The sequence below is a fragment of the Catenulispora pinistramenti genome (genome assembly GCF_018274385.1).
In the GTDB taxonomy this organism is placed as follows: Bacteria; Actinomycetota; Actinomycetes; order Streptomycetales; family Catenulisporaceae; genus Catenulispora; species Catenulispora pinistramenti.
The window spans coordinates 45438-64811 of sequence record NZ_JAAFYZ010000001.1; the positions used below are offsets into that span (position 1 = coordinate 45438).

General features: G+C 73.8%; 2 protein-coding genes. Both read right to left on the bottom strand.

Annotation, left to right across the window (positions count from 1 at the left end; translation table 11 throughout):
• Positions 1-3: 3 nt before the first annotated feature.
• Positions 4-17841: a non-ribosomal peptide synthase/polyketide synthase gene (locus tag KGQ19_RS00085; RefSeq protein ID WP_212006928.1), complete on the bottom strand. Its 17838-nt coding sequence runs from the start codon at positions 17839-17841 to the stop codon at positions 4-6.
• Positions 17842-17978: 137 nt separating this feature from the next.
• Positions 17979-19304 (bottom strand): serine hydrolase domain-containing protein, encoded by a 1326-nt coding sequence (locus KGQ19_RS00090; protein ID WP_212006929.1) that lies wholly within the window; start codon positions 19302-19304, stop codon positions 17979-17981.
• Between the last annotated feature and the right edge of the window lie 70 nt (positions 19305-19374).

Here is a 19374-nt window from a genome sequence, read left to right on the forward strand (position 1 = left end):
TCCTCACCGTTCGTCATCGTCGGGACCGCCGTACGCGGCTGCTTCGAGTTCGCTCAGCACCTGCTCCTGCACCACTGCCGCCAGGGCGGCGATGGTGCGGCTGACCATGACGTCCCGGGGCGTCAGCGCGATGTCGAAGGCGTCATTGGCGCGGGAGGCGATCAGCAGGGCCCGCATGGAGTCGCCGCCCAGCAGGAAGTAGTCGTCCTCGACCCCGACGGATGTCTCAAGGCTCTGCGCCCAGATCTCCGCCAGCGCCTCCTCCGTGGGCGTACGCGGCGCCACCTGCCCGACGGCCTCCTGCTCGGCCTCGGGGGGAGCGGGCAAGGCCGCCCGGTCGGTCTTGCCGCTCTCCGTGAGCGGGAAGCGGTCCAGCACCGCGAACGCCGAAGGGATCATGTATCCCGGCAGTGAGCGGGACAGCAGCGCGCGCAGCTCGACGCCGGTCGGAACCCCGGCGCCGGGATCCGGGGCGGCGAGCAGGTGGGCGACCAGGCGAGGCCGCCCCGGCTCGTCCTCCCGCACGCTCACCACGGCGTCCAGCACGGCCGGGTGCCGCACCAGCGCCGCCTCGACCTCGCCCGCCTCGATCCGGTGGCCGCGCAGCTTGAGCTGGTGGTCGGTGCGGCCCAGGTAGTACAGCTCGCCGTCGCGGTCGCGGCGCACCAGGTCGCCGGTGCGGTACATCCGGGTTCCGGGCGGGCCGAACGGGTCGGCGAGGAAGCGGGTCGCGGTCAGACCGGGACGGCCCAGGTAGCCGCGGGCCAGGGCCGGTCCGCTCAGCCACAGCTCGCCCGGCACGCCGCCAGGGACCGGCCGGAGCCGGGCGTCCAGGACGTAGACGCCGGTGCCGGGCAGCGCCCGGCCGATCGGCGGCGCGGAGCCGTCCGGTTCCAGCGGCGCGGACCAGGTGGCGACCACGGTGGCCTCGGTGGGCCCGTAGGAGTTGACCATCCGGTGGTGCGGCGCCCAGCGGGCGACCAGGTCGGCGCCGCAGGCCTCGGCACCGACGATCAGGGTCTTCATATCGGGCAGGTCGCCGGGGGTGTCGGCGGGCAGGGTGGACAGCGCGGCCGGCGGCAGCAGGGTATGGGTGATCCGCTCGTCCCGGAGCACCCGGGCCAACTCGGCACCGAGCAGCGGGCCGGGGGCGGGCACGACCAAGCGGGCGCCGTACGGCAAGGACATGCACAGCTCCAGCACCGAGGCGTCGAAACTCGGCGTGGCGAAGGCCAGCACCCGGTCCCCCGGCGCCACCTGGTAGTGCTCTGCTTCGGCCGCGGCGAACCCGGCGAGGCCGCGGTGGGTGACGACGACGCCCTTCGGGATGCCGGTGGACCCGGAGGTGTAGATGACGTAGGCCGGGTCGTCCAGGTCGAGCGGGCGGATCCGGTCGGTGTCGGAGGGCCGAGCGCCGCGGACCCCGTCGGGGGGCGCGGCCAGCAGGTCGGCGACCTCCTTGGCGTCGAGGGCGAACACGGGAGCGGCGTCCCGCAGCATCATCTCGACCCGCTCGTCCGGGTAGCCGGGGTCGACCGGCAGGAACGCGGCACCCGCCTTCGTGACCGCCAGCTCGGCCAGCACCATGTCCGGCGAGCGCGGCAGCAGCAGGGCGACGACGTCGCCGGGTCCGGCACCGCGCGCGATGAGCCGGTGCGCCAGGCGGTTGGCGAGCGCCTCGACCTCGGCGAAGGTCAGCTCCCGGCCGGCGGCGCTCAGCGCCGGTGCGGTCCGGTGCCGGTCCACGGCGGCCTCGACGAGCGCGGGCAGCGTGGCCGGGGTCACCGGAGCCAGCAGCGGTCGGGCCGGACCGTGCAGCAGCTGCTTCCGCTCGGCGGGCGGCAGCACGTCGATGTCGTCCAGCCGGACCGCACCGTCGGAGGCGGCCAGGGCCGACAGCGTGTGCAGCAGCTGATCGGCCATCGAGGCGGCCGTGCCCGGGGCGAAGCACCTCGGGTCGTAGCCGAGTTCCACGCTGAGCCGCTCGCCGGGCGAGACGACGACGGTGAGCGGATAGTTGGTCGCCTCCCTGGCGTCCAGCTCCCGGATCAGCAGGCCGTGCGCCCCGGCCGTGGCGTCGCCGACCGGGTAGTTCTCGAAGACGACCAGGCTGTCGAACATCGGCGTCCCGGGCGGCAGCTCGCCGAGCCGGTGCAGCTCGGACAGCGGCACGTGGTCGAAGCGGCGGTCCTCGGCCTGGGCCTGCTGCACGGCGCGCAGCCAGGCGCCGCAGTCCGCGCCGCCGTCGACGCGGACCCGGGCCGGCAGCGTGGTGATGAACAGCCCGACGATGCTGTCGGCCCCGGGCAGGTCCGCCGGACGCCCGGAGACCGTGGTGCCGAAGCACACCTGTTCCTGTCCGCTCCAGCGCGACAGGAGCAGCGCCCAGGCGCCCTGTACCAGGGAGTTGAGCGTGATGCGGTGCCGGCGGGCGAACCCTTGGAGCCGACGGGTCTGGGCCTCGTCAAGCCGCTGCGACAGCCAGGTCTCGGAGCGGGCGGTCGTGCCCGGGGCGGGGCGGTGGTCGTACGGCAGCTCGGTGGGCGCGGTGAGGCCTGCCAGGACGCCGCGCCAGTACTCTGCCGCTCCCGCGGTGTCGAGGGACGCGAGCCAGGCGGCGTAGTCCGCGAAGGGCCGACGCTCGGGCAGGTTCGGCTCCTCGCCGCGGGCGAGCGCGGCGTGGGCGGCCAGGACGTCGGCCAGGACGTGGAAGACGCTCCAACCGTCCAGCAGGACATGGTGGAAGGTCCACACCACCCGCACCGCGTCCGGTCCGAGCCGGACCAGGGCGAGCCGCATCAACGGGGCCTGACCCAGGGCCAGCGCGGGGGTCCGCTGTTCGGCCAGGAGGCGTTCCAGCTCCGCCGCGCTCTGCCGCGCCGACAGGGCGCTCCAGTCGTGCTCGGCGGCCGGCAGCCTCACGTCCCGGCGCACCACCTGCACCGGGACCGGGACACCGTGCAGGGCCACGGCGGTTCTCAGCACGGGGGTGCGGTCGACCACATGCTGCCAGGCGGCGGCCAGCTGCCCGAGGTCGCGGGCGCCGTCGAGGACGAAGGTGAGCTGCTCGGTGTAGAGGCCGTGTTCGGCCTCGTCCAGGCCGTGCACGACCATGCCGGTCTGCGTGGGCGTCAGCGGGTAGACGTCCGCGACACCGGCTCCGGTGCCGACCAGCCGGTCCACGGCCGCCTGGTCCAGCGGCGCCAACGGGAAATCGGAGGGGGTCCGGCCGCCGGCGCCGGGTCGGGCGCAGTGCCGGATGATCGCCCGCAGCTCGGCCGCCAGCTCGGCCGCGAGCCGGGCGACGGTCTCGCGCTGGTGGACCTGCGAGGAGTACGACCAGGTGAACGCCAGCCGCCCGTCGCCCACTGCTCCGAGAACGTCGAGCAGGAAGGGCCGGCTCCCCGCGCGGTCCATGCCGCCGGTCAGCGGGCCGTGCGGGGAGCGCAGCAAACCGCCCGAGGTGCCGGGCCTGTCCTGCCGCCCCAGGTAGTTGAAGCTGATCTGCGGCAGGTCGGGCATATCCGGCAGCCCCGGCTGCGCGCCGGTCTCGTCGGTCGCGGGCTGCAGGTAGCGCAGGGCGCCGTAGCCCAGCCCGCCTTGGGGCACCGCGCGCAGGTTCTCCTTGACCGCCTTGAGCGCGGCGCCGAGGTCCGCGTCGACGGGCACCTCCAGAGCGACCGGGTACATCGCCGTGAACCAGCCGACGGTGCGGGACAGATCGACGCCCTCGAGCAGGTCCTCACGGCCGTGCCCCTCCAACGCCACCGTCACCCGGTCACGGCCGGTCCAGCGGGCCAGCACCCGGCCCAGCGCGCAGAGCAGGACGTCGTTGATCCGGGTGCGGTAGACCTGCGGCACGTCCTGGAGCAGCGCACGGGTGTCCTCGGCGTCCAGGCCGACGGTCAACGTCTGTTCGCTGGCGGCGGTGTTGGCACCGTCCAGGTCGGCCGGCAGGGGGGCCGGATCAGCGAGCTCACGCCAGTATTCGAGCTCGTCGTCGAAGCCGCCGGTCGCGGCGCGCGCGGCGAGCCGCCAAGCCCAGGTGCGGAACGAAGTGCTCTTCGGTCCGAGGGCGGCCGGCTTTCCGGCGCGCAGGGCCGCATAGGCCGTCTCCAGGTCCTCCAGGATCACGCGCCAGGACACCGCATCCACCACCAGGTGGTGCGCGGCCAGCAACAGAACCGGCCGGCGCGCGCCGCCGAAGCGGCACAGCGCGGCCCGCAGCAGCGGTCCGGCGGCCAGGTCGAACCCGCCGATCAGCTCCTCAGTCAGCTCATCGATATCAGTGTCCTGGTTACCGATGAGCAGGCTCACCGCACCATCGGGCGCGGTGCCGTACTGGCGCCACGGCCCGGGCCCGGCCGGTTCGTACCGCTGGCGCAGCGCGTCGTGCTGCTCCAGGACCGCGCTGAGCGCGGCGCGCAGCACCGTCTCGTCGGCGTCTTCGGCGAGTTCGAAGGAGACCGCCTGGGCGAACCGGGGGTCGGCACCGAGGGTTCGGAACATCCAGTGCTGCACCGGGGTCAGCGGTGCCTCGCCGACCACCGCGCCCTGTTCGGCGGTGGCCGCCGCGCTCGGGGCCTGCCCGGCGGCCAGGGCCGCCTGGGCCAGTTCCGCAAGGGTCTGATGGGTGAACAGGTGGCGGGGGGTGAGGGCGAGGCCGGCCCGGCGCGCGGCCGAGACCAGCTGGATACCGAGGATGGAGTCGCCGCCGAGCGCGAAGTAGTTGTCGTCCGCCCGCACTTCGGGCACGCCGAGCACCTCGGACCAGATCGCGGCGAGGGTCTTCTCGGCATCCGTGCCCGGTGCGCGGTCACCGCGCGCGGCGGGGGCGGCCCATATCGGCTCGGGCAGGGCGTGCCGGTCCAGCTTGCCGGTCGCGCCGAGCGGCAGCCGCGCCAGCGGCACCACCAGCGCCGGCACCAGGTGGTCGGGCAGCGCGCGCGAGAGGAAGGCACGCCAGTCGGCCGCTTCCGGCAGTTCGGCGTCCGCGCGCGGCACGGCGTAACCCACCAGGCGCCGGTGGCCGTCGTGGTCCACCACCCGGGCCGCGGCCGCCGCCACCAGGGGGTGGCGGGCCAAGGCGGCTTCGACCTCGCCGAGTTCGATCCGGAACCCGCGCACCTTCACCTGGTCGTCCGTGCGGCCCAGGTAGACCAGGTCGCCCTCGGCCGTCCAGCGCACCAGGTCGCCGGTGCGGTACATGCGCCGGCCGGCCGGGCCAAAGGGGTCGGGGAGGAACCGGGACGCCGTCAGGCCGGGGCGCCGCAGATAACCGCGCGCCACCCCGGTACCGGCCAGGAACAGCTCCCCCGGCGCGCCGACGGGCACCGGACGCAACCGGTCGTCCAGCACGTAGGCCCGGGCGCCGCCGACCGGGCGGCCGATCGGCGGCTCGCGGTCGGGGTCGGCGGGATCGCAGAGGAAGGCGGTGGCGTAGACGGTGGCCTCGGTGGGCCCGTAGATGTTCAGCACCCGGCAGCCGGGGACCGCCGCGCGCACCTGGCCGACGGCCCCGGCGGGCAGCGCTTCGCCGGCCAGCACCACGGTGTCCGCGCCGACGTGGACGACGTCCTCGGCGAGCAGCCGGCCCAGCGCCGAGGGCACCGCGCTGACCAGCCCGGCGTGCCAGGGTCCGGGCCGGTCGGCCAGGGCCAGCACGTCGCGCACGAGCTCCACGCACCCGCCGGACAGCAGGGGCGCGAAGATCTCGAACACCGACACGTCGAAGTTCAGCGACGTGGAGGCCACCACGTGGTCCAGTCCGTGCCCGGTGAACTCGGCCACGGCCCAGTCGATCAGGGCCAGCACCGAGTTCTGGGCGACCACGACGCCCTTGGGCCGGCCGGTCGAGCCCGAGGTGTGGATGACATAGGCGGGGTGCTCCGGCAGCAGGGGGCTGCGGCGCTCGCCGTCGCCGAGGGGCGCGGTGCCCGCGGCGGCCAGCCGCTCGGCGCAGGCGGCATCGTCCAGAACGATCCGGGCGAACGCCCCCTCCGGCAGGCGGTCCGCGGTCGCCGCGGTGGTGATCACGGCTTCCGGGCGGACGTCCGCGAACAAGAACGCGATGCGCTCGGCCGGATATCCCGGATCGATCGGCAGGTAGCCGGCGCCGCTCTTGAGGACCGCGAGCAGCGCGACGATCAGGTCGGCGGTGCGCGGCAGCGCCAGGGCGACGAAGCGCTCAGGGCCCGCGCCGGCTTCGATCAGCAGCCGGGCCAGCCGGTCGGCCCGCTCATCGAGTTCGCGGTAGTTCAGGAGTTCGGATCCGGCGCGAACGGCCGGCTCGTCGGGAGTGCGCGCGGCCTGACGGGCGAACACCTCGGGCAGCGTGCGCGCCGGTGCCTCGGCGACCGTTCCGCCGAACCGGTCGAGCAGCTCGCGTCCCCGGTCGGGGTCCAGCAGCGGCAGGTCGGCGAGCCGGCGGTCCAGATCGGTCGCCATCGCCGTCAACAGCGTCGCCAGGCTCGCCCCGAGCCCCTCGACGGTCGCCGCGTCGAAAACGGCGGGGTCGTAGTCCAGGTTGACCGCCAGGACGTCGCCGGGAGCCGCTACCACGCTGAGCGCGTAGTTGGTCGGCTCCACGTCGCGCTCGGCTTCGACGGCCAGGCCGTGCCGGGTCGCCGCGTCGGCGTCGATCGGGTAGTTCTCGAAGACCAGGATGCTGTCGAACAGTGCGGTGCCGCCCGGCACCTCACTCCAGGTCTGGAGCTGTGCCAGCGAGACGAACTCGTGGCGCCGGTCCTCCGACTGGACGGTCTGCACGTCGCGGAGCCACTCCCGAACGGGCCGGTGTCCATCGATCCGCACCCGGGTGGGCAGGGTGTTGATGAACAGGCCCACCATCGAGGTCACGCCCGCCAGGTCGGCGGGCCGGCCGGACACGATCGTGCCGAACACCACGTCCTCACCGCCGCCGTAGCGGGACAGCAGCAGCGCCCAGGCGCCCTGCAGGACGGTGTTGACGGTCAGGCCCGCGGCCTGCGCCGTCTCCCGCAGCCGCGCCGACACCTCGCCGTCGAGGGCCACCTTCACCGACTCCGAGGAGGAGGCGCGGTGTGCCTCGGCGGGCCGGCGGTCGCGGGGCAGTTCGGTGGGAGCGGGGAACCCGGCGAGGGCATCGCGCCAGTACCGTTCGGCCGAAGCAGTGTCCTGTCCGGCCAGCCAACGCAGATAGTCGCCGAACGGCGGGCGCTCGGGCAGCTGGGGTTGGCGTCCGGAGGCCAGGGCGGCGTACCGCTCGCAGGCCTCGTCGAAGACCTGGGCCGCACTCCAGCCGTCCAGCAGGACGTGGTGGAAGGTCCACACCATCCGCACCCGGCTCGGCGAGAGCCGGATGAGGGCCAGCCGCATCAGCGGCGCCGCGCTCAGGTCGAACCCGGCTTGCCGATCCACGGCGAGCAACTCGGCGGTCTGCCGTTCGATCTGCTCGGCCGGCTGCCCGCTCCAGTCATGCCGGGTCACCGGGATGACAGCCCGCTGCTGCACGACCTGGACCGGCTCGGCGCTGTGCTGCCAGCTCAGCCGGGTGCGCAGGATCGGGTTGGCGTCCGCGGTACGCTGCCACGCCTCGGCCAGCGCATCGGAGTCAGTGACCCCGGAGAGCACCAGTTGAACCTGGTTGAGATACGTGTCGCCGTCCGGTTCGAGCAAGCCGTGGAAGAGCATGCCCGCCTGCATCGGGGTCAGCGGGTAGGCGTCCGCGACGGCGCGGCCGTCCCCGACGATCCGGTCCACGGCGCTCTGGTCCATACGGGCCAGCGGGAAGTCCGACGGAGTACGGCCGCCGGCGCCCGGGTGCCCGCAGTGCTCGACGATGCCCTCCAGCGCGCGCAGCATGCCCTCTGCCAGAGCGCTGATGGTCTGTTCGCAGTGCCGTCCAGCGCTGTAGTGCCAGCTGATCTCCAGGTGGTCGTCCTCGACGCGGGCGACCACGTCCAGCAGGTGGGCGCGCGCCGTGTCGGGCGCCTCGGCGCCGCCGAGGCCGCCGGGGACCGCGCGGACCAGGACGGCGTCGTCCGCGGACCAGTCGAACCGGCCCAGGTAGTTGAAGCTGACGCCGGGGTCCGGCGCGCCGGCGAGCTGTTCGTCGCGGGCGAGGTAGCGCAGCGCGCCGTAGCCCAGTCCCCGATCCGGCACCGCCCGCAGCTGCTCCTTCACGGACTTCAGCGCGGCGCCCCAGTCTCCGTCAGGAACCTGAAGCGCGACGGGGAAGCAGGTGGTGAACCAGCCGAGGGTGCGCGACAGATCGATGTCCTCGAAGATCTGGTCCTCACGGCCGTGCCCTTCCAGGTCGACCGCGACGGTGTCCCGGCCGGTCCACTCGCCGAGCACCCGGCCCAGGGCGGCGAGCAGCACGTCGTCGATCCGGGTGTGGTAGACGCCGGGAACCTTGCGCAGCAGTTCGTCGGTGCGCGCGCGGTCCAGCCGGACCGTCACGGCGCGGACGTCGGCGGCGGTGTTGCCGCCGCCGACGTCCATCGGGAGCGGCGTCGCGCAGTGTTCTGCGACTTGCCGCCAGTGGGCGCGCTGGTCAGCGAACCCACCAGTCTTGGTGTGGGCGCGCAGCCGCCGCGTCCATTCCTGCACGGAGGTGGTGCGCTCGGGCAGGCGGAGCGTGCGGCCCGCCACGGCCTGCCGGTAGGCGGTCTCCAGATCCTCCAGCAGCACCCGCCAGGACACGCCGTCGATCACCAGGTGGTGGACGACCAGCAGGAGCCGAGCGGGCCGACCGGCGCCGGCGGTGAACAGGCGGGCGGCGAGCAGCGGGCCGGTGTCCAGGTCGAACCCGGCGTGCACTGCTGCTGTCGCCTGGTCCTCGGCGTGCTGCGCCGCGGCCGGGTCCAGGCCGCCGAGGTCCTGGACCTCCAGCAGTTCGGGCGCGGTGACCTGCGCGGGGGCACAGTACTGCCGCCAGCGGCCGTCGCCCCCGGTGGCGAACCGGGACCGCAGCGCGTCGTGGTGCGCCCACAGCGCCTTCAGAGCGCGGCGCAAAGCCTCCGGATCGACCTCGTCAGAGGTCTGCAGGACGAGGGACTGGTTGAAGAAACCGGCGCGCGGCGGACGCGGGTCGAGGAACCAGGACTGGATGGGGGTCAGGCCGACCTCCCCGCTCACCGGCCCGGTCCCGGCGACGGTCCGGGCGGTGTCGGTGGCGGCAGCCGCCAGCGCGGCGATCGTGGGATGCCGGAACAGGTCGCGAGGGGACAGCGCGAGCCCGGCGGACCGGGCGCGGGAGACGACCTGGATGCTCAGGATCGAGTCGCCGCCCAGCATGAAGAAGTTGTCGTCGGCGCCGACCCGGTCCACGCCGAGCAGCTCGGCCCAGATCGCGGCGAGCGCCTGCTCGGTCTCGGTGCCCGGAGCGCGGTAGGCGCTGTCGCCGCCCGCGGCCCATTCCGGGGCGGGCAGCCGCCGGCGGTCGACCTTGCCGTTGGCGGTCAGCGGCACCCGCGGCACGGCGACGAACGCGGCGGGCACCATGTAGTCCGGCAGATCCGCCGCCAGGTGGGCCCGCAGCTCCGTGGCCGGGGGCACCTCGGCGCCGTCCGCCGGCACGAGGTGGGCGGCCAGCCGCTTGCGCCCGGCGTCCTGGTACAGCGAGACGACCGCCTCGGCGACGGCCGGGTGGGCCACCAGCCGCGCCTCGATCTCGGCGGGTTCGACACGGAACCCGCGGATCTTGATCTGGTCGTCCACCCGGCCGACGAAGTCCAGGTCGCCGCGCTGATTCCAGCGGACCACGTCACCGGTGCGGTACATCCGGCCGCCGGGCGCCCCGAAGGGGTCGGCGAGGTAGCGCACGGCGGTCTCGGCGGGACGCCCGGCGTAGCCCCGGGCCAGCCCGGCCCCGGCGATGTACAGCTCCCCGGCGATGCCGGGCGGCTGCGGCTGGAGGGCGTCGTCGAGCACGTAGACCCGGGTGTTGTCCAGCGGGCGTCCGATGGGCAGCACGGCGGGCAGCGGGTCGCCGGCGTGGAAGACCCGCCGGGTGGCGAAGGTGGTGGTCTCGGTCGGGCCGTAGCCGTCGACCACGGTGAGGTCGGGGCAGGCCGCCAGGACCCGGCCGACCACCGCGCCCGGCACCGCCTCCCCGCCGGTCCACACCTCCCGGGCGCCGCGCAGGCAGCCCGGGTCCTCCTGGGCCAGGAGGCGGAACAGGCCGGCGGTCAGCCACAGGTGGCGCACGCCCTGGACGGTGATGGCGCGCCGGACCCCGGCCGCGTCCAGGTCCTCCGGCGGTGCCAGGACGGCGGTGCCGCCGCGCAGCAGCGGCACCCACACCTCGTAGGTGGCGGCGTCGAACGCGTGCGGGGAGTGCACGAGCACCCGGTCGTGGTCGGCGAAGGCGCGGTCCAGGGCGAGCGCGGCCACGTCCCGCTGGCGGACCGCGACGCCCTTGGGGTTGCCGGTCGAGCCGGAGGTGAACATCAGGTACTGGAGGTTGTCGGGATCGACCGCCGGGAGCGGGGCGGGGATTGTCGCCGCCGGCCGGTATTCGAGGTCTGGGTCGTCCAGGCGCAGAATCCTGGTCGCGGGGTTCAGCTCGCGGGCCGTCTGCCCCCAGCCGGTATCGGTGAGCACCAGCTCCGCGCCGGCCTCGGTCAGCATCGTGCGCAGCCGCTCATGGGGCGCCCGGCCGTCCAGCGGCACGTAGACCCCGCCGATCCGGACCAGGGCCAGCTGAGCGACGATCAGCCATACCGAGCGGTCCATCAGCACGCCGACCGAGCGCTCAGCCCGGACGCCGAACCCGACCAGCCGATCGGCCAGGGCGGCGGCCCGGGCGTCGAGCTCCCGGTAGCTGAGCCGTTCGTCGCCGGCTTCCAGCGCCACGGCGTCCGGCGTCCGGCGCACCTGTTCGGCGAACAGCTCGGCGACGCTGCTCTCGGGCAGGTCGGTGCCGGTGTCGTTCCAGGTGTCGAGCACCTGCGTGCGGCGCTCGGCGGTCAGCAGCGGCAGCCGGGCGGGCGGGCGGAGCGCGCCGGCGGGCATACCGGACAGCAGGACGCTGAGGTACTCGGCCATCTGCTGCGCCGTGCCGGCGTCGAACAACTCCGGGTCGTAGCTCAGCCGCAAGGCCAGCTCAGGGCCCGGATAGGCGACCAGGCTCAACGGGTAGTTGGTGGTCTCCACACCGTCCAGACCACTCAGGCGCAGACCGTGGGCGGCGGCGAGGTCGTCGTCCACCGGGTAGTTCTCGAAGACGACGATGCTGTCGAACAACTCGGTCCGCTCGGGCAGATCGGTGAACGTCCGCAGCCGGGGCAGCGGAACGTAGTCGAAGCGCCGGTCATCGCTCTGGTCCTGCTGCAACCGGCGCAGCCAGTCCAGCAACGTGCCGTCGGCCGGCACCGCGACGCGGGTGGGCAGCGTCGCGATGAACAGGCCGGTCATCGCCTCGGAGCCGTCGAGCTCGGGCGGGCGGCCCGACACGGTGGTGCCGAACACCGCCTCCGGCCGGCTGGCCTGACGGCTGAGCAGCAGCGCCCAGGCGCCCTGGACCAGGGTGTTGACGGTGAGACCGGCGTTCTTCGCGAAGTCGTCCAGGGCCCCGGTGGTGTCGGCGGGCACGGTCACCCGCACGGCGTGGGTGGACTCCGCGTGGTGGCTCTGGCGCGGCTCACGGTCCCAGGGCAGCGGCGTGGCCTCGGCCAGAGCGCCGAGGCGGTCGCGCCAGTGCCGTTCGGCCTGCTCCCAGTCGCGCTCGCGCAGCCAGGCCACGTAGTCGCGGTAGGGACGGCGCTCCGGCACGGTGTGCGGCTCCGGGGTCGCGGCGCCCGACCCGGATCCGAGCCCGGATCCGAGCCCTGACAGTTCGGCGTGCCGGGCGAAGACGTCCGACAGCACCTGGAACAGGCTCCAGCCGTCCAGGATCAGGTGGTGGAAAGACCACACCACGCGCACTTCGCCGGCGCCGAGCCGGACCAGCGTCAGCCGCTGCAGCGGCGCCTTCGCCAGATCGATGCCGGTCGTGCGGTCCAGGGCCAGCAGGTCCGCGAGCCGGTCGGCGCGCTCGTCCGGCGTCAGGTCGCGCCAGTCCAGTCCGGTGACCGGTACCGGGGCGTGGCGCTGGACCACCAGCAGCGGCTCGGGCACGTCCTGCCACAGGACCCGACCGCGCAGCACCGCGGTGCGGTCGGTCACCTGCTGCCAGGCCGCGGCGAACTTGTCCGGATCGGGCACGCCCTGAAGGACGAAGGTCAGCTGCTGGAAGTAGGCGGCGCCGTCGTGCTGGGACAGGCTGTGGAAGAGCATGCCGGCCTGGGTCGGCGTCAGCGGCAGGACGTCCTCCACGGCGGCCGGGTCGGCGTCCGCGATCCGGTCCACGGCGGCCTGGTCGAGCCGGGCCAGGGGGAAGTCGGACGGGGTGCGCCCGCCGGCGCCCGGCCGCGCCGCGTGCCGGGCCAGGCCTGCCAGGGCCTCGGCGAACCCGGCGGCGAGGGCCTCGACGGTGGCCGTCCGGTACCGCTGGTCGCTGTAGAACCAGGTGAACTCCAGCGCGTCGCCGTCGAGCCGCCCGACGACTTCCAGCGCGTGCGGACGCTCCGCGCGCGGGTCGACGTCCAGTTCCAGCGACCGGAACGTACCGCGGTACAGGCCGTCCGGATCGTCCGGGAACGCCATCCGCCCCAGGTAGTTGAAGCTGACCTGGGCACTCGGACGCCCCGGGTCCGTCCCCGGCCGGTCCAGCCCGGCCAGGACGTCGTGGCCCAGGCCGTGGCGGGGAACCGCGCGCAGCTGCTCCTTGACCTGCTTGAGGACCGTGTCCCAGTCGGCCCGCGCCGGCACGGCGAGGGCGACGGGGTGCCGGGTGGTGAACCAGCCGACGGTGCGGCTGATGTCGAGGTCTGCGAAGAGCTCCTCCCGGCCGTGTCCCTCGACGTCCACCAGCACCCGGTCCTGCCCGCTCCACTGGCACAGCACCCGGCCCAGGGCACTGAGCAGCACGTCGTTGGCCTGGGTGCGGTAGGTGTCGGGCAGGGTGCGCAACAGCAGGGAGGTGTCGGCGGGGCTCAGGCGCACGCTGACCGAGCGAGCCGAGGCGTAGGTGTCGGCGCCTTCCAGGTCGGCCGGGATCGGGTCCACGGAGTCCGGTATCGCCCGCGACCAGTACTCCGTCTCCTCGTCAAAGCCGCCGTCGGCGGCGAACGCGCCGAGCCTTTGGGCCCACTGCCGCAGCGGTGAGGACTTGGCCGGCAGCGCAGCCGCGCCGTCCCCGCCGTCGCGGCGGGCGCGGTAGGCGCGGTCGAGGTCCTCCAGCAGCACCCGCCAGGAAACCCCGTCCACCACCAGGTGGTGCACGGCGAGGTGCAGAAGCGGCGGCAGCCCGGCTCCGCGGTCGTGCAGTACGGCCCGCAGCAGCGGTCCGGATGCCAGATCGAAGGGCCCGAAGTGCGGAGTGTCGGTATCAGGACCCGCATGGCGGGTCAGTGGTATGCGAAACTCCTGGTCCCCGATTCTCCAGCTCGCCTGCCCGGCACCGTTTCCGAGCAGGAACGCCGAGCGCAGGGCGTCGTGATGGGCTGCCACATCGTTCAGCGCGTCCTGGAGCGCCTGCGCGTCGACGTCGTCCGGCAGCTGGAGGGAGAGCGCTTGGGCGAAGTGACCGGCCCGTCCTGAGGCGTTGTCGAACCACCAGCGCTGGATCGGTGTCAGGGGACTGTCTCCGACGGCGTCCGGCGCGGTGGCGGCGGCCGGTTGCGCGCGGGCGGAGGCGTCCGCGCAGCGGGCCAGGGCGGCGACCGTCTGGTGCTGGTAGACGTCCCGGGAGGTCACCGACAGACCCGCCTGCCGGGCGCGGGCCACCACCTGGATGCTGAGGATGGAGTCGCCGCCGAGCTGGAAGAAGTTGTCGTCCGCGCCGACCGGCTCCACCTTCAGGATGTCCGCCAAGATGGCGGCGAGGGCGTGCTCGGTGGGCGTGCGCGGCGGGACGTGCCGCACGGTGTGCGCGGGGCCCGGATCGGGGAGCCGGCTCCGGTCTAGCTCGCCGTGGGGATCGAGCGGCAGAGCGGGCAACACCACGACATCGGATGGCACCAGGTAGCCGGGCAGCGTGAGACCGAGCTCCCGGCGCACGGCCTCCGGCTCGACGGAGTCCTGCGAAACCGGGACGACGTAGCCGATCAGACGCCGCTCGCCGTTACGCTCGGAGATCGCCGCGGCCGCCGCTCCCACGCCCCGGCAACCGCGCAGCGCTTCCTCGACCTCACCCAGTTCGATCCGGACCCCCCGGACCCTGACCTGGTCGTCGAGCCGGCCGACGTACTCCAAACCGCGCTCGGCGCTCCACCGCACCAGATTCCCGGTGCGGTACATGCGCTCCCCCGGCACACCGAAGGGGTCTGCGACGAACCGCGCGGCGGTCAAACCGGGCTGCCGCGAGTAGCCGCGTGCCAAGGTCCCGCCTCCGAGATACAACTCGCCCGCCACGCCCGGAGGCTGCGGGCGCAGCGACCGGTCGAGGACATAGGCGCGCGTTGACGCCAGCGGCGGGCCGGCGTCGGTCGAGTCGGTGTCGGTCGAGTCGGTGTCGGTCGGGTCGGTGTCGGTCGGGTCGGTGTCGGTCGGGTCGGCGACGAAGGCGGCGCGGTCTTCCGGCAGAAGCGGATCCCAGCCCTCGGGCACAGCATTCGCGGTCGCGCGGTTGGCGAGGAGCAACCGGGCCAGGCGGTCGGCGCCATCGCCGTCCCGCGGATTCCAGGCCGCCAGCAGCGCGCGCCGCTCGACGTCCGAAACCATGGCCAGTTCGGCAAGCTTCCGCTGCGGGCCGTCCGCCATCTCCGCCAGCAGGCGGGACAAGTGGCCGGACATCCGGTCCACGGTCTGGGCGTCGAAAAGGTCTGTGTTGTACTCGACCGTCAGCACGCAGCCGCCCCCGGCGTCCGGCGCGAACTCCAGGACCAGATCGAAGCGCGCGGCCGGGCGGGGCAGCGGGTGGTCCTCCCACCGCAGACCGCCGGCGTCCGGCAGGTCGGCGGCGGTCTGCTGCTGGACGACGAGTGCCTGCACCAGCGGGGTGCGGCTGGGATCTCGGGGCGGGGCCAGCTCCTCGACCACCCGGTCGAACGGCACCCCGGCGTGCGCGAAGGCGTCCAGCACGGTGGCGCGCATGTCCTGGACGAACCGGTCGACGGTGGCCGTTTCGTCCACCTCGGCGCGCAGTACGACGGTGTTGGCGAAGAAGCCCACCACCTCCTCCAGCTCCCGGCGCTCCCGGCCGCTGGTGACGGTGCCGAACGCCACGTCGTGCTGGCCGGAATAGCGTTGGAAGAGCAGTGCGGAGGCCGCGGCGAACAAGGTGAACACCGTCGTGTCGCGTCCGCTGGCGAGGTGTCGCAGCCGGGCCACCAACTCCGCGGGGAGATGGCTCCGGTGCGCCGCGCCGGCCGTGGTGCGGACCGGCGGCCGGGGTCGGTCGGTGGGCAGCTTCAGGTGTTGCAGCCCTGACAAGCAGCGCTTCCAGTAGGCCAGGTCCGCGGCGTCGACGCCGCCGTCCCCGGCGGCGAGCCGCCGCTGTTCCCACACTGCGAAGTCCGGGTACTGCACGGCGGGGGCGGGCAGTCCGTCCGGCTCGCCGCCGACCTCCGCCTGGTAGAGCGCGGCCAGCTCGCGGGTGAGCACGTCCACCGACCAGCCGTCGGTGATGATGTGGTGCTGCCCCAGCAACAGCAGGTGCTCCTCGGCGGTGACGCGGACCAGCAGCGCTCGGGCCAGCGGACCGCTCGCCAGGTCGTAGGGGCGGTTCAGCTCCTCGGTCAGCAGCTGTTCGGCGGCCTCGGCGCGGCGTTCGGCAGGCACGTCGGTCAGGTCGGCAGTACGCAGCGGCAGGACGGCTTCGGCACAGACCTGCTGCACGCCCCGGCCGTCGACCGTGGTGAACGTCGTGCGCAGCGAGTCGTGGCGTGCGGCGAGCCGCAGCAGTGCCCGGCGCAGGGCTTCGGGATCCGGTGTGCCGTGCAGCCGCAGGGCGACGCCGGTGTTGTACTCGCTCGCGCCGACGGTGAGGTCGTCCAGGAACCACAGCCGCCGCTGAGCGTTGGACAGCGGAAGCGGCTGCTCGCGCGGGGCGGGCGGGATCGGCTCCGGCGGCGCGGCGGTGTGCTGAGCGTCCAACAGCGGAGCCAGGGCCGCGATGGAACGCGCGGTGAAGACGTCCCGGACGGCCAGCCGATGGCCCGTCTCGTCCCGGAGCCGGGCCAGCATCCGCGTGGCCAGGATCGAGTCCCCGCCCAGATCGAAGAAGTCGTCCGTTCTCCGGACGGCGTCCAGACCCAGGACCTGCGCCCAGATCGCGGCCAGGCTGCGCTCGGCCGGCGTGAGCCGCGCCGTCTCGCCGTCGGGGACGACGGCCTGCCGGGCCGGAACCGGCAGGGCCCGCACATCGATCTTGTTCGCCGCGGTGAGCGGCATGGCCGCCAGGACGACGACCGCGGAGGGCACCAGGTGGCCCGGCAGCTCGGCGGCGAGGGCCGCACGCAACGCCGCGGGGTCCGGCGCACGCCCGGAGTCGGTGGCCGTCACGTAGCCGACCAGGCGCTCCCGGCCCGGCTCGTCCTCGCGGAGCACGACCACGGCCTCGCCGACCCCGCTCTGCCGGCGCAGTGCCGCCTCGACCTCCCCCGGTTCGATGCGGAAGCCGCGAAGCTTCACCTGCCGGTCGAGTCGGCCGAGGAATTCCAGCTCCCCGTCGCTCCCCCAGCGCGCGCGGTCGCCGGTGCGGTAGAGCCGGGCACCCGGCTTGCCGAAGGGGTCGGGGACGAAGCGCGCGGCGGTCAGCCCGCCGCGGTTCAGGTAGCCGCGGGCGACGCCCTCGCCGCCGATGTACAGCTCGCCGTCGGCGCCCGGGGGCTGCGGCCGCATCGCCGGGTCCAGGACATGGACGCTGGTGCGCGGCAGCGCGCCGCCGATCGTCGGGGTGCCGGTGCCGGCCGACAACGGCCCGGTCCAGGTGGCGACGATGGTGGCCTCGGTGGGCCCGTAGGAGTTGATCATGCGTCGGCCCGGCGCCCAGCGGTCGACGAGAGCGGCGGGGCACGCTTCGGCACCGACGATCAGGGTGCGGAACCGGCGCAGGGCACCCGCCGCCGAGGCGGGGACGGTGGCCAGGGCGGCCGGCGGGATCAGGGCGTGCGTGATGTGGTGCTGGTCCAGGACGGTGGCGAGTTCCTCGCCCAGCCAGGGACCGTTCGGCGGCACCACGAGCGTGGCACCGGCCAGCACCGAGATGAACAGCTCCAGCACGGAGGCGTCGAAGCTGGGGGACGAGAATTGCAGTATCCGGTCACCGGGGCGCACCGCGTAGCGGTCGATGGCCGCGGCGGTGAACGCGCCGATCCCGCGATGGGTGACCGCCACGCCCTTCGGCGTCCCGGTGGAACCCGATGTGTAGATCACATACGCCGTGTGGTCGGCGCCGACCGCCGGATCCGGGGCACCAGCCCCTGGTGCGGCCTGGGCCGGGGTGGCCCGGTCGGCGGCGTCCATCAGGGCCCGAAGACCGGCCGGATCGTCGAGGATCACCGCGGGCGCCGCGTCGGCGAGCATCATCGCCCGCCGCTCGGCAGGATAGGAGGGGTCCACCGGCAGGAAGGCGGCGCCCGCCTGCGCGACGGCCAACTCCGCCGCTATGAGTTCCATCGAGCGCGGCAGGACGAGCGCCACCGTCCGTTCCGGCCCGGCACCACGGCGCACCAGGTCCCCGCTGAGCAATTCGACCCGGGCCGCCAGCTCCCGGTAGGTCCAGGCGCGCAGGCCGTCGGTCACCGCGAGCGCGTGCGGCGTGCGGGCCGCCCAGGCGGCGAAGAGCTCACCAAGCGTCGGGTGGTCGGCCATGATTATTGGTGTCCTTCCGGATCGGAGTAATGCGGCGGCACGTCGGCGGACCCGCGGCAGCTATGCGGCGGTTGTGCGGCGGTTCTATCCCGGACACGTACGCGGCGTGCCCGGGACGCCCGACGCGGCGATCGGGTTCAGGCGAAGCTGGCGCGGCGCGCGGTACGCCCCGATATCTGCACGCGGTCGATGACCCCGGTGTGCGGGTCGCGGTGGAACCGTCCGCCGGGCTCGCCGCGGCCGGTGGCCGGGTCGACCAGATCGCACGACAGGTCGGAGTAGCAGCGCAGGGGCAGCGGCAGGTCGCCGTCCACGGACAGCGTCGGCGCGCCGCCGGGCTCGAACGCGACGCGGTAGCGGATGCCGCCGTTGGCATAGGTGCCCACGCAGTCCGGAAGCGCCACCGGATCGCCCGCGTTCGAGGGCTGAATCGCGGCGGGCACCGCCACGCCGGCTATGCGCGCGATGTCCTCGGCCAAGTCTCGCCAGAGCGCCGTGGCGGCGCCGGCGTTACCGGTGAAGGCGACGACCACGCCGCTGTCCGGTTCGACCCTCAAGTGACACGAAGTGCCCTGGGCATTGCCGTCGTGGCCACACCACGACCGGTCGTCCTGCTGGAACAGGGCCACCCCCAACCCCCAGCCGTCCGCGAGCGCGCCGGGGTCCGCACAAGGCTCCGCGTGGTGCATATGCTTGACGATCGCAGGGGGCAGGAATACGCTCTGGCCAGCTAGGGCACGCCCCAGAACGCCGAGGTCGATGGCGCTTGCGAGCAACGCACCGGCCGGCGCCTCCAACGGGGCCAGATTCTGTCGCGCCGGACGTGTCCGGCCCGTCGCGATGTTCAAGCCATGACCGGCGGCGACCGGGCGGGCGGTGGTCATACCGAGGAACGCGGGCGTGATGCCCATAGGTTCGAGAAACAGCGCTTCCATAGCTTCGTACCACGGCATTCCGGTCACCGCCTCGACCAGCCGACCGGCGGCGACGAAGCCGGCGTTGGAGTACGAGAAGTCGGTTCCGGGCTCGAACAGCAGATCCCGTGCGGTACACACGGAGGAGAGGTAGCGGGCCGGGGTGGTCGAGGAGGCCGTGTCGGAATCGGGGCCGGTCGGCAGGCCGCCGGTGTGGCTGAGAAGCTGACGGACCGTCACCGCGGGGACGTCCCGGAACTCCGGGAGGTACTCGGCGACGGAGTCGTCCAGATCGAGGTCGCCGTCGTCGGCGAGGAGCAGCACGAGTGCGGCCGTGAAGGGTTTGGTCAGCGATCCCAAGGGGACGGCGGTGTCCGCGGTGAAGGGTACGCCAGTGGTGACGTCGGCCGTGCCGGTGTGCACGGCGACCATCTCCGCGCCGGTGTCCACGACCAGTTGGGCGCCGGGCACGTTGTGGACGCGGGCGAGGGTGTCGAGTCGGTGCTGCAGTTCTTGGCGCAGCGGATACAGCGTCTGCATGCGGTTCATGGCGAAGGCACTCTCGTTGACATGGGATCAGGGGTCTCATGTATGGCCGGTGTCGGCCGCGGGCGAGCAC